We start from the raw sequence: 14,334 nt of genomic DNA on the forward strand, positions 1-14,334 counted from the left end.
GTTCTTGTAAATGCCTTTGCGTTCTCAATATAATCTTTTTTGTATCTTTTGAAAATATGCGGATATCTGCGTTGTCGCTTAACAAAAAACAGTCCTCGACGTACAGCAAGTACGCCTGCGGGTGTTTTTTGTACGCTCCTAGCATCTACTCCGCCTATTTACAAAAGGCTAACGGAGGGCTTTTTTAGACAAGTCTGTTTCAGCAGTGGCACGGATGCCGCTGGTTCCATGCAGCAGCGATGTTTTGACACAAGGCAAAACTCGTTTTTCCGATAGGCACGGATGTCTATCGGAAAAAACATTTCAATGTCGTAGGACGTACCGTTTTCATCTTTTACCAATACATCAAGGCGGACGGTTTTTGCGCCCAAATTAGTCGTAACCGTATTTTGAGATGAAAGATACGTAATTTTATCGATCTGTGCACTAAAGAGCATTTCAAGAAACGACCGGCACAGCGATTCGTGTTCCATGACTTTACAAAACATAAAGTCATCGGAAATAGTTAGTTCTTCAAAGGGTTTTCTAGTCATTCACATCTCCTACAGTCCTTATGCGACTTTTGGAGATTTTTGGCTTGAAAAAAATCCTTCTTTTTTTATTTCTTATGAACAACAGTGAAAAAGAGAATTGCACAAAGAAGACGGCAAAGAATGCAATAACAGCATTTCTATTTGTATTTTTTTAAAAGACGGTATATAATAAACTTGCGAAAAAGGGTAAAGTGTGATTACCTAAAAAGATAGCAAGTTGAATTCTATGATAAAGACTTATGTGTAGGTATGAGGAGGTAGGATATGAAAAAGCAGTATGTGAACTTTATAAGCATTCTTTTTGCAGCGCTGTGTTTTGCATTTACCGCATGTAACCAAGGTATGACTACCGGTGGAGAGACCGGTACTGTAAGAATTGTTATCGGAGGGGAGGGGGCTGTCCGTTCCGTTGATGGGGAAGGCCTGCCGGTTTTTGACGAAACAAATACAAAAATTACCGTTACCGATAAAGATGGAACTGAATTGGCAAAAGGAAACGGCAAAACGCCTGTTGAGTTGACGCTTAATATCGATACCAAAATTACCGTAAAGGTCGTTGTTACAACGGCAGCAGGCGTATGGCGCGGTTCAAAAGAACATACCGTTACGGCCGGAAACAATGATGTTGTCGTAAAGCTGTCTAAAACACCGAAGAGTGTAGGGAATGTTCTTTCCAAGGTTAAACGGAACAAGCCTCAAGATGTTGAAATTACGCTCAAGCTGGCAAACGGGAAAGAGCTTATTGATGATGTTAAAATCCGCGGCAATCATCAGGGGTATCCGGTCATAGCACGTGACGGTAAAGGCAGAATATATGTGCTCTATGACAAGGGTAGTTCAAGACATTTTACCCGCTTTGATGCCGAAGGGAATGAGGATGCCGACTTTGAGACCGCTATTACGAGTGTACTGCCATCCTCTGTCCGCATCCGCACTATGACGGTTGATGCTAAAACCAATACCATTTTTGTATTTGATACTTTTTCTCCTAATGTATACGCGCTAACAGAAAGCAGCCCCAATGTCTTTACCTGTTCAGGTCCGTTTGACATTAGTACGTTGCCCGTGGCAGCTACTGCTCTCCCTGTTAGCGCAGCAGCTGCATATAACGGCGTGCTGTTCTTAGCAACAAGTGCAAATAAACTGATTGCCTGCGATGTAACGTTATCCGGTACATCCTTGACACTGGTTGAAAGAGCCATAGAAACGTTGGAAAATCTCCGCCCCAGCTCTCTAGGCGGGTGGACTGCATGTACCGGTCTTTTTGCCGATAAAAGCGGCGTCTACTGTCTGCTGTATGGAAGTTCATTGAGAAGTCCTCAGTGGTATATGGTAGGAGCGCTTGTTCATTATACATATAGTGAAGGGGGGCTTGCAAATAAAACCGTGAAAGGGCTCCATTCCAAAGCAGGAGGAAACGATCCGTCCCTTACCTTTGAGGAGAAGGCTTTTGTTAATCCCGTAGGCTTTATCGGCTATGATGAGGATTACCTCTACATTGCGGATGACGGTGCTGAAATAAGCGAAAATCCCTATATAGACTTTTGTATTGCCGGCAACAAAAACCGTATTGCAAAGGTCAATCGTGATACCAAGGTCTTGACCTTTGAAGATTCCGCCTCCGACGTAACATGGTTTGCGGAATACCGTGAATATCCTCCAACGAAGATACCGCATTTATTGTGGAGCCGCGATGAGGACGGCCATGTTACCCTCAAGCTGAAAACTTTGGACGGCAGCGTAAAAGAGCTTGTTCAGGATATCAACACAAGGCAGCAGGACAAGCTGATGACCGCGCGGGACAGCGCGGGGAATGTTTATGTGTTGTATTGCGACAGTACGCCGACTGCACAGCTTCATCTTGAACGCTTTAGCGCGGACGGTACAAAAGATAATAACTTCGGAACTGCAAAGACGGGATTTACTTTGCCCGATACCGATATAACCGATCTTGCCGTAGATTTTAAAACGGCAGATGTCTTTTTGCTCAAACGCACTATGGCAGCAGGCCTCACGGATACGGTGATTACCGCATATATGGCAAAGGCTGATACCGGCTATGCTTCTTTCAGCGGCCCCGCGACAGTTACTATGCCCGATGTTCGGGGGGCGGTAACTATCGATGCCGTTGCCGCGTTTGACGGTACGCTCTTTTTTGCAATGGATGTGAAGGTTGGCTCGGACAATGTTAAAAAGCTGTACGCATATAAAATGCAAACGGCAGGAATTTTTGCATTTACTACGGATAAAACCGAAACGGAGCTGTCTAAACTTCGTGATGATGACAAAAACCCAATGGTATGCACCGGCTTATTTGCCGACCGAAAGGGTGTCTACGGCATGCTTGCCCAAAAAAATGTCATTGGGGGAGCAGCCTTCTATGCGCTGGGCAAAATAGTACGGTACACGTACGACGGTTCTACACAATTAACGCCGGTCGCACTGTCGGGCAATAACAGCGGCCTTAACCCTGCTGCTGCAACCCCCGGTTCCATTGGATATGATGCACAGTATTTTTCCTATCCGGCAGGCTTTCTCGGCTATGACGGGGATAATCTGTACATTGCGGATGACGGTGTAGATATCACAGAGCTGAACGAAAATCACCGTGTCAACGGCAATCAAGATCGCATTATGGCCTTTGATCGTAAAAACGACACTTTGAGCGCTTCTTCTTTGGATTTGGACGGTGCAACATGGTTTAAAAGCTATGATAAGTACACATATCCCGAAACGAAGATGCTGCTGTGGGAGAAAGGCAGCAGCCAATATTGGGTAGGTGACAACGGAACGGAGGCCTATTCTTCATCCTCTGCACTTAGTACCACTCCCAGCCAACAGCTTACCGATGTGTTCTGCTATGACCAAAACGGTAATCTGTATATCGTGGTGTGTGATGGCTTGGACTATAAGGTTAAACGCTTTACGCCTACGGATACCGGCTTGAATAGCACGGGAGATATGAAAATAAAGAACGAGCAGAAACAGCCTGTGTCGATTGCAGTGGATGTTTCCGGCGGCACCAATATCTTGTATTACGGCACTAACGATTATAGTCCGTTGAAGTGGGCTGTAAAGAAGATAGAATGGCAAGATTCTTTTGACGGAGAAAGAGCGCCGGAGCCCTTTACTTCCTTTACCCGCGAAGAGTTGACCTCACTTGCCGCAAACAAGGACGGGGTATTCGTCGGTGTAAAGCAGATATACGAAGAGAGTGTAGGAGTCAATCAGATTCCTAAATACCGGTTAAAGGTAAAAAAATTTCTGAAAGGAACGCATGCCAACGGATCGGTTACTGTTGTAGAAAACGATCCTTTGTATGTAAGCGCGCCGGGGTCTACCAATCCTCATACCCCGATACCGAAACCGGCTAGCAGTTCTCATGATCCGTATATCGAGTACGAAGAAGCAATTAGCGACTTACAAGTGGTTGAGGGTACGCTATATGCCATTATGGAGAAGGCGGAAAAAATCAGGAAATACAACACTGTTGAGGACGCCTGCACCATTGATGAATTTAAGATGAGCAGCGCCCTGTATAAAGTCGGTAAGAAGACGGCGGATGGCTTCTCCGGCAACGCAGATAAGCTCGCTGAAAAGAGAGCCGTACCTCCGGCGGGTGCAAATCCGGGAGTCGGCTATGGGTTCTATCGCTTTATTGCCGTTAAGCCGAAAAAACTTGTGATTGCTTCGGACGGCGCTTGGGGTAAAGAGGGGAATTCTGCATCGCATGTTGAAGCTGACAATGACAAAGTATTAACATACGACTTAGACGGAAACTTGAACTCACCTGAGGAAAAGGATACCGCCGGAAAATTCTCCAAAGAATTGCAGCGCAGTAGTTCCGGCTTTAACTGGGAATAACCCCGTAACATGAGTTTTCTTCAATGCTGCGCTGCTCGCTTCGAGCGTGCGGCGCAGCAAAAACCGCTTGTCAGCCTTTGCGTGTCGGTATATGGGACGGAGGGGCCGGTGGATCGGTTTTTAGACAGTGTTTTGGTGCAAAAGGATGCGCTTTATTCGTGCGCAGGGGTTAATCCCCCTGCGTATCCCATCCGTCTACAATTACCGCGCCAGACCAAGAGGTAAAATCGCAAAGTAAGCAAGGATATTCAACGATGCGTCTGGTGCGGTTGCCACCGAATAATCGCGATTAGTGTTTGTGTTTTTATCGGAACCGGTGTATACTACACTCAAGAAAATAGGTAAGGTGTGATTACCTAAAAAGATACCATGTTTTATTCTATGATAAGGTCTAAATGGTATTTACGAGGAGGTAAGATATGAAAAAACTGCATATAAGCTCTGTAAGCATTCTTTTTGCAGCGCTGTGTCTTGCGTTTACGGCTTGTAATCAAGGTATGACCGCCGGAAACGAGACCGGTACTGTGCAAATTGTCATTGGGGGCGGAGCTGCCCGTTCCGTTGATGGGGAAGGATTGCCTGTTTTTGATGAACATAATACGAAAATTACCGTTACCAAAGAAGATGGAAGTAAATTGGTAGATGAAGAACAAAGGACATCACTCACGCTTCAAGTTGCTGTTGGAAAGAAAATTACCGTAGAAGTGAAGGTTACAACGGCGGCAGGCGAGTGGCGTGGTTCAGAGGAACACACCGTTACTGCTGGAAATAATGATGTTACCGTAAAGCTTTCCAAAGCGCCGAAAGATGTTGCCAATCTGCTGCTCTCTATCACGGGAAAACACCATTCGGGGAGTAATATCGTGTCCTTAAGCATGGGTAAAAAACTGCTCGACGGAATTCTGATCAATAACAGCGCAAAACCGCTTACCGCACGGGATAGTATCGGCAGACTATACCTTTTTTATCAAGATAGATTTTCCGTTCGCCATTTTAAACGCTTTGATGTAGAGGGGAAGGAAGATACTTCATTTCCCGGCGCGGCATTGTTAACGGCAGTTCTCGACTGTACCGATATTGCGGTTGATATAAAAACGGATACGTTGTTCCTTGTGGCAAGAACACCATCTGGATGGAAAATTTATTACACTAATAAAGAAAACAGTTTTGTTCCTTTACTTCCTGATTCTATAGCACGGATTGATCCTACCGTATCTGATATCCATGCTGTTGCAGCATATAATGGTATAGTGTACTTAGCGGTAACAAAGACAGGCTCCGAACCCCTTCAGGTGATGGCTTGTAAGGCTGACCTGTCGGGGCCTGCATTGAATCTGACAAAAATGGATACGAAGCCGCTTCAAAAGCTTCGCACAGCTCCTTCTTTTGGCAATAATAGCACCAAGTGTATCGGTCTATTTGCTGACGAGGATGGGGCGTACTGCCTGCTTAAAGAGCAAGAATTGCGTAACGGAAGAAAGATGTATGCACAGGGGCAGCTTGTCCATTATACATATTCCGGCAGTGCGCTTACCGAGAAAATCAAGGCGGGGCTTAATCCGGTTGCTTCAACTGAAAACGCCATCGCTTTTAATGCACGGTATTTTTCCAATCCGATTGGTTTTATCGGCTATGACAAAGAAAATATCTATATTGCTGACGATGGACTGGATATTCAGTATGTAAACGAAAACTGGCGCATCAAGGGCAATAAAAACCGGATTGCAGTGTTTAACCGCAAAACCGGCAACCTTTCTTTCAGAAGTACAAATGCAACATGGATTGAAGAGCGTTCCGTATACAAAGCCCCCAATACAAAGATTCTGTTGTGGGAGAAGGGGGATGGCTATACTTATTATGGAATGCAATATTGGGTTGCCGATACCGCGAACACATCGCACCCAGTAAGTTCTGCCGATGAGATCTGGTTTTCTGACCAATGGGCTGTAATTCCTACCGATATTTTCTGCTATGACCAGGACGGTAATCTGTATATACTGTGGAAATACGGTCCAGATTACAAGGTTAGACGATTTGCACTGAAAGAAGACGGTTCGTACGAGAAGCAGGGAGAGGATATTTCTCTAACATCCCATGAGGTTTCTGCAATTGCTGTTGATATTTCCGATGGGCAGAACAGTCTGTATTATACGTATGCGTATGGTTCCTATGGATACATACAAAAAAAGAGCTGGAATGTAGGCAGTGCGTTTAGTACTGCGTCAGATGTCTATGGATATGAGGTGCCATTTAATGCGAATGATGTTGCCGTTACCGCGCTTGCTGCAAACAAGGATGGACTATTTGTTGCTATAAAAGAGCAAATAGGTATCGGTGGCGGTGACGATACCAAGTCCTATACGCTCAAGGTAACAAAGTACAAGAAGGATAGCCCTCCTACTCAGGACGGGGTAACGCCCATCGTTTCCGGAGTTGCTGCCTTAAGTCCGTACCCGAAGCCCTCTGCCACAGATTATACGCACTATAAAGAAGCCGTTAGAAACTTGCAGATTATCGAGGGTGTGCTGTATGGTATTACATCAAAGACAACCGAATTACAAAAATACATAGTTTCTCATCATGAAGGAGAGGCTTTTAAGAACAGCAGCGTATTGTATAAAATCGGTAAGACGGCAGACCCATTGCCCGCAAGCCCTGCTAAGTCAGTAGTAAAAAATGCCGTAGATACGGCAGGAGAGAAAACAGGCTACGGTTTTTACCGCTTTATCGCGGTTAAACCGAAAAAGCTTGTAATCGCTTCAGACGGCGCATGTGATACAGGCGGTAGTACCGCTTTAGACGGTAGTTTGAGAAATAATACCGACAAAGTCTTGGAGTATGATTTACAAGCAGAGTTGCAAAGTGAGAAAACTTCAGGCGGCGGTTTTTCCAAAACTTTAACGGTAATAGGTGGAACCGGTTTTTACTGGTAGTATCTACGATGAACTTGATTTCACGCTGTGCAGCTCGCTTCCGGCGTCCTGCGCAGCACAAGCCGCTTGTCAGTCTCTGCGTTCCTGTGTACGGGACAGAGGGGCTTGTCGGGCGGTTTTTAGACAGTGTGTTGCAGCAGGCGGATGCACCGCTTTTTGAAACTATCATCGTAAACGACGGCAGCCCCGGCACAAAAGAACTGCGGAGTATTGTTAAAATATACACAAAGCGGTTTAAAGCGCAGGGGGTGCCGTTCGTATTTTTGGAACATAGTAAAAACCTCGGTACGCTCGAAGCGCGCCGGACAGCGGTTACTGCGGCATCGGGGAAATACCTTGCCTTTGCCGACCCTGACGATGAACTGCCGCCCAGTGCTCTCCGTACCTTATACGATGCTGCCTGTGCCTCCGGCGCGGACATTGTACATGGAAAGGCTGCGGTACCGGATACGGAAGGAGAACCGGAAGCGCGCACAGTAACTTTTAAGCGAAGAGCGCAAAACGTATACGAAGGTATTCTAACCGGCGAAGAAATTCTCCGTAAATGTATTCTTAAAAATGCATATAGCAGCTTTGTGTGGGGTAAGCTTTTTCAAACAGCCCTTGTTCAAAAAGCATATAGCGAAATTCCGTTTACCTACTGTACAATGGCGGAAGATATGCTGCTCTACTTTTTTATCGCTTTACATGCCGATAAATATCTCGGTATCCCCGATACCGTATACAACTACCGCATCAATACCGGCATATCTTCCCGCCGTCAAATCACCGATCTTACCGAATGGCAAAAGGTATGTTCCGTTACTTCGGTTTTTACTATCATTTTTTTGTATTTGAAAGAACACCCCTCTATCGGCAGCGATATCCGCGAAGCCGTACAGGATTTAGGCCGTGCGCACTATGCCGATAATCTCAAACAGCTGGAAGTTTGCGTAGTTCCTTCATTACAGGCGGAAGCGCGGGCAATGCTGGATGAATGGTGGGGGGATTATTGATTAAGAATTGTGAATTATAAATGTCAAACTTTTTAGATGTGTTGCTGTTTTCCGCCTCTTATCATATAGCGCCTTTTTTGCTATAGTTTTAGCTATGCCTCAAGATTTTGTTCATTTACACGTACACTCCGACTATTCGCTGTTGGATGGCGCTTCTTCCATAAAACAACTGGTAACAACTGCTAAAAGCCTTGGACAAACAGCTCTTGCGCTGACCGACCACGGCAATATGTTTGCCGCCTTGCGCTTTTTCCGTGAATGTAAGGCGCAGGGGATAAAGCCGGTTATCGGCTGCGAAGTATATGTTGCGAACGGCAGCCGGTTCGCAAAGCCGGAGAATACCAATACCGGTGTTCGCAAATACTTTCACCTTATCCTGCTTGCCGAAACCGAAACCGGCTACCGGAATTTGATGGTGCTGTGTTCCAAAGGTTACACCGAGGGCATGTACTATAAACCGCGCATTGACGAGGAGCTGCTGACACAGTATTCGGAGGGGCTTATCTGCCTTTCAGCCTGTCTTGCGGGGGAGTTGCCGTCGCTGCTGTTGCAGGGCAAAAAGGCTGAGGCTGAAGCGCATGTTAGGCGTTACCGCAGCATATTCGGCATCAACAATTACTTTATCGAGCTGCAAAAGCATGGTATTGCCGATGAGGAGAAGGTTGCGCCGATGCTGATTGAGATGGCACGCAAGATAGGCGTGCCGATGGTGGTAACGAACGACGCTCACTATGCGGAGCAAAAGGATGCGGTTGCGCAGGATATCCTCCTCTGTATCGGCACAAAAAAGAACCGCTCCGACACCAACCGCATGAAGTTTGAAACCGATCAATTCTATCTCAAATCGGCGGAGGAGATGGAACAGCTGTTCCCCGGTTATCCCGAAATGCTGTCCAACACCTGCCGTATCGCGGAGCGCTGTAACTTTGAAATTCCGCAGCCGGGGCCGCTTCTTCCCGTGTATCAGATACCGGAAGATTTTGCAACAAAAGAAGAGTATATCACCCACCTCGTGCACGAGGGCTTAAAAAAACGCTACAATCCCGTTACCGAAGAGATGACCCAACGCGCCGACTATGAACTCGGTATTATTATGAAGATGGACTTTGTCGGGTACTTCCTCATCGTATGGGACTTTATCAACTGGGCGAAGGAGCACGGCATTCCGGTTGGGCCGGGTCGCGGTTCCGGGGCGGGTTCCATTGTTGCCTACGCGATGCGGATCACCGATATCGACCCGCTCAAATATAAGCTGCTGTTTGAGCGCTTTCTTAATCCCGAACGTATTTCCATGCCGGACTTTGACGTTGACTTCTGCTTCGAACGGCGGCAGGAGGTTATCGACTATGTCCGCAGAAAATACGGTGATGAAAGCGTCGGTCAGATTATCACGTTCGGAACATTGAAGCCGAAAGCCGCAATCAAGGATGTCGGGCGGGTATTGGAAATTCCGCTCGGCGAGGTAAATGCCATCACCAAAATGATGCCCTCTGATCCCAAGCTCACGTTTGAAAAAGCTTTTGCGGATGTTCCCGAACTCGCCGAAATGCGCTCCGACCCGCGGTACACGGAGCTTTTTTCCATTGCGGAAAAGCTTGAAGACCTCAACCGGAACACGAGCCTCCATGCGGCAGGTATCGTTATCGGTAAAACGAAGCTGACCGATTATGTCCCGCTGTACAAGGATTCCAAGACAGGCAAGACCGCCTCTCAGTTTACGATGGATTTAATAGAAGACTGCGGTTTGGTAAAGATGGACTTCCTCGGGCTCAAGACGCTGACACTAATTAAGCATACGGAAGATCTCATCAAAAAGCGGGGAGGGGAGTACGCGAACTTCTCCATTGCTCAGATCGATGAACAAGATGCGGCGACGTTTAAAATGCTCGGCGAAGGAAAGTCCGCCGCGGTCTTTCAGTTTGAAAGTCAGGGTATGCAGAATATTTTGAAACGCGCAAAGCCCGATAAAATAGAAGATCTCATCGCGTTAAACGCCCTCTACCGTCCCGGGCCGATGGCCTATATCGATCAGTTTATCGAATCGAAATTCGATGCATCGAAAATTCAATATCCCGACCCCTGCCTCGAAGATATATTGTCGGAAACCTACGGCGTTATCGTCTATCAGGAACAGGTTATGCAGGTAGCGCAGCGTATCGGCGGCTACAGCCTCGGTCAAGCGGACTTGCTGCGGCGCGCAATGGGAAAAAAGAAAAAAGAGGTTATGGAGAAGGAGAAAACACGGTTTATCGAAGGCGCCGTAAAGAATAATTTTAAGGAAAAAGACGCCGACCGTATCTTTGAAATCCTGATTCCTTTTGCCGGTTACGGGTTTAACAAGAGCCACGCCGCCGCTTATTCGGTACTGGCGTATCAAACCGCCTATCTCAAGGCGAATTTCCCTGCGGAATTTATGGCAGCCAACCTCACCAACGAAATTACCTCGACGGATAAGCTGCCGGAGTATATCAGCGAAGCGAATAAGATGGGACTTGCGCTCCATGCGCCCGACATCAATACCTCGGAAGAATATTTTTCGGTCTATGAAGGAGATATCGTATTCGGGCTGCTCGGTATTAAGGGGGTAGGGGAGCAGGCTGCCCGCGATATTGTCGCTGAACGCACTGCGCACGGCCCCTACAAGTCGTTTATCGATTTTCTTGACCGGCTGGATTTACACACCGTGAATAAAAAGAACTTGGAAGTGCTTATCAAGACGGGATGCTTCGATAAGCTCGGGCAGAACCGCTCCGAACTGCTGGATAATCTTGAAGCGGCAATGGCGTTCAGCGCGCAGAAAAAGGCGGGATCGGCAGTCGGGCAAACCAGCCTGTTTGAGGACACCGGCATTAAAGAGTTTTCCGATTTTACCTTTAAGCAGGTCAACGATTTGCCGCAAAAGGAAAAGCTCCGTATCGAAAAAGAGCTGATGGGCTTTTATATTTCCGGCCATCCCCTCGATGAGTACAAAAAGGCGATTGACCGCAGCGCTACTTTGGAGCTGATTAATTTCCGGCGTGCGCAGAAAGAAAAGCTGTATACCATCGTCGGGATGATTACCGGCATCCGTCCCTATCAGACTAAAAACGGTAAATGGATGGGCTTCGGCACCTTTGAAGACCGTACCGGAACCATCGATTTAACCTTCTTTTCCAAGGTGTGGGAAGAAAACCGCGCCAATGCGCTGCCTGAAACAGTGTGCGGCCTTATCGGGAAAGTAGATTGCTCGCGCGATACGCCGTCGTTTATCGTTGAATCGATGGTGAGCATCGATGAGCTGAAAGAGCGTTCGATTAAAGAGGTGCACCTTGAGCTTGATCCGCTCATCGAAACCGATTTACAGTTCCAGCCGCTCAAGGATTTCCTCTTCGGCGCGCAAGGCACCTGCGATATTTTTATCCATATTACCGATAACGATACCGTCTATCAGGTGAAGGGCTCTTCACAGCTGAAAGTATCCTCTTCCGATGAATTTATCGAACAGCTGGGGAAGCAATCTGGGGTTCTTCAAGTCTGGAAAGAATAGCTTTTGCAAATATGCGGGGCATCTACTGCGTTGCTGCGCAAAAATTAATCCTCAACGTATCAAAGATACGCCTGCGGTTAATTTTTGCTCGCGCCTTGTATCTGTACCGCCTATTTGCAAAAGGCTTACGGCAAAAATATGCATACCGTCTACGGCGTCGCATCATTAAAAGTGTACGTCCGTGTACACTTTTCATGGCGAATTTCGGCAAAGCCGAAATATCGCTTCTGTTTAAACCAGCGGCATCCGTGTCAACGTTTAAGCGGCATTGCCGCTTAAACTTGCAAGTTTTGCCGAGGGCAAAACGTTGCTACTGAAAATCCTCAACATATCAGAACGCCTCTTTAGTCTGCGGGGATATTAAAGAAAATAATTAATGCGTTTACCCTGTGTGCGAAAGGTTGTAGTTTATAAAAAGATGGCCTATACCTTTATTGTATAAGGAAGCAGGCGTTCCGCTTCGCGATGCAAAAAATGCTGCAAAAGAATTTGCCCAGTTAAGCTCCAAGGTTCTGACGTGGTCAAATCTGGAAGAGCAAAACACCGGTAAATAATTGGGTACAAAGCCAAAACGGCTGTGTAATCGAAATGCAGTTTAAACCGTTCTGAGTAATCAACAGCCCCCAACGGAGAACGCTGGGGGGATTACTCTACTCTCCGCACAAATAAATTGTAAAATTCGCCTTGTTTACTTTTCCCCAAGGAGTTGTTTTAATTCCTGTATCTCTGCAACCAGTTTTGAGCGCTGAATATTCTGATATTGCTTGGGCAGCATCTCTTTACTGGTACACTCGAGTACGGCGACTAAATTCTGTAATTCAATATCATAGGGATAGGATGGCGGGATAAAATCGTCGATTGTCTGTTCGATATCTTCTGCTGTCAACATCATACGGTTGTCAGCACTTGCATTCATTTTCGACCTAACCAAAATGGCCTCAATGTCCGCACCGGATATAGGAAATTTCAGTTTTCTATTGATAATATTAGAAAAAGAAATATCTTTTGTTTTAATTTTCAGCTTTCGTTGCAGCGTTTCAAAAATCTCAACTTTTTCTGTCAACGTTTCAGGATAAAACAGCGCTAAGTGTTCCTCTGCTCTTCCTTGCCGTTTTAAGTCTATCGGCAATAAATCGGGACGGCTGGTAATTAAAAACCAGATGATTTTTCCGCGGTAATCGGTGTTGCCCATAAAGTTTGCAATTTGCGCAAATACGCGGGAGGAACCGACACCATCCTGCATTTTACGGTTTCCTAAAACGGCATCCGCTTCATCGATCATCACGGCAACAGGCGCCATTGCTCGCAGAATATTCAGCACTTTTTCTAAATTCGATTCGGTTGTCCCCTGCCATTGTGTGTGAAAATTTTTAAGCCGCACCATCGGGATGCCGATTTCTCCGGCAAATGCCGAAACGAGGAAAGACTTACCCGTACCGATCGGCCCGGAAATTAAATAGCCCATTGGGAGTACATCGGTTCTTCCCTGTTTGAGCGCCTTTGCCATCGACTTAAAGCGCTTTTTTACAAATTCATGCCCTGCAATAAATGAGAGATCATGTTCTGTTTCCAAAAATTCCAGTAAGCCGCCCGCTTCATTTTCGATAATTTCCTGCTTTTTTTTGCGGAGATATTCAAACGTAATCGGCACATCTTCGTTATATGATTCTTTTGCCAGCTGATTAAGGTTTAATAAATTTAATCCCGACGTCAGTTTTCCGACCCGTTCAGCATTGAGGAGCCGCTCCAACAACAGCTCTTCCTTATTCTGCAAATACGTTAAAAAATGAATACGGATTGCTTCCGATGGGAGCGGGATAGCGACTTTGACCGTTGAAGGAGAGGCGACAAGCCGTGAGTTCACGTCGGCAAGGTTCTCGGTCAACATAACAATCGAAATATCTTCATTTGTAAACTGAGGATCGTGAGACCATCGGTTCAAGGTAACCAAACAGTAACGGTCGACTGCATCAAGGTTCCCTATTTCCTCCGCAGGGATAACCGTTTCCGCATAATCGATAATAAGCACCATTCTACGGCCGCTGCCCATATTCAGCGTAAAATAGCGTTCAAGGTATGCAAAGGCTTTAACGGGATCGCGGGAATAAAAATCTTCGATGGGGACTTCGGGATAGCGGCTGTGCATTGTTGCAATATAGGTCTGCTCCATCTCTTGCATACAAAAAGACACTCCGCTCGATTTATCGTAAAATACGATAATATCCTTATTACCGAAAATAACTTCCGAAATATAGTCCCATATCTTTACAAAAACGAAATGAGCACTTGCCCGATGATTATGCGGTAAAAAATCACGGATATTACCATGTACAAAATAAAGGTTGACCGTTTCGGTACAATATTTGGTTGCAAGCTCCTGTGCCCACGGAGGCAAATCGTGGATAAGCTCGCTATTGTATTTAATCAGTTTTTTTCCCGAAGACAATTTCCCATCCCCCCTCTTCTATAATACCATATACAAA

The 14,334-nt window shown here is 46.2% G+C and carries 5 protein-coding genes and 2 pseudogenes; 5 read left to right on the top strand and 2 right to left on the bottom strand.

Features of this window, described 5'->3' with window-relative positions; genetic code table 11:
- Positions 1-299: 299 nt before the first annotated feature.
- Positions 300-533: pseudogene (locus DWB79_RS12290) on the bottom strand (hypothetical protein); the annotation flags it as partial.
- Positions 534-797: 264 nt separating this feature from the next.
- On the opposite strand from DWB79_RS12290, the gene DWB79_RS06645 reads away from it, so the two are divergent.
- From DWB79_RS06645 to dnaE, 5 genes and pseudogenes are all read left to right on the top strand, one after another.
- Complete coding sequence (locus DWB79_RS06645; RefSeq protein ID WP_016523262.1) at positions 798-4,397, top strand: hypothetical protein; 3,600 nt, start codon at positions 798-800, stop codon at positions 4,395-4,397.
- Between the two features lie 9 nt (positions 4,398-4,406).
- Positions 4,407-4,547 (top strand): annotated as a pseudogene (locus DWB79_RS06650) (glycosyltransferase family 2 protein); the annotation flags it as partial.
- A 269-nt stretch (positions 4,548-4,816) separates the two neighbouring features.
- Complete coding sequence (locus tag DWB79_RS06655) at positions 4,817-7,330, top strand: hypothetical protein (RefSeq protein ID WP_016523263.1); 2,514 nt, start codon at positions 4,817-4,819, stop codon at positions 7,328-7,330.
- 8 nt (positions 7,331-7,338) lie between these two features.
- Entirely contained in the window at positions 7,339-8,325 is a 987-nt protein-coding gene (locus DWB79_RS06660) for a glycosyltransferase family 2 protein (protein ID WP_016523264.1), read from the top strand.
- Positions 8,326-8,419: 94 nt separating this feature from the next.
- The gene (gene dnaE / locus DWB79_RS06665; RefSeq protein ID WP_016523265.1) at positions 8,420-11,851 is read left to right on the top strand and encodes a DNA polymerase III subunit alpha; all 3,432 of its coding nucleotides are present in this window, start codon (positions 8,420-8,422) and stop codon (positions 11,849-11,851) included.
- Positions 11,852-12,539: 688 nt separating this feature from the next.
- Here the strand turns inward: dnaE and DWB79_RS06670 are convergent.
- The gene (locus DWB79_RS06670; RefSeq protein ID WP_016523266.1) at positions 12,540-14,297 is read right to left on the bottom strand and encodes an ATP-binding protein; all 1,758 of its coding nucleotides are present in this window, start codon (positions 14,295-14,297) and stop codon (positions 12,540-12,542) included.
- Positions 14,298-14,334 lie beyond the last annotated feature (37 nt).

Origin of the sequence: Treponema medium (assembly GCF_017161265.1) — a bacterium.
In the GTDB taxonomy this organism is placed as follows: domain Bacteria; phylum Spirochaetota; class Spirochaetia; order Treponematales; family Treponemataceae; genus Treponema; species Treponema medium.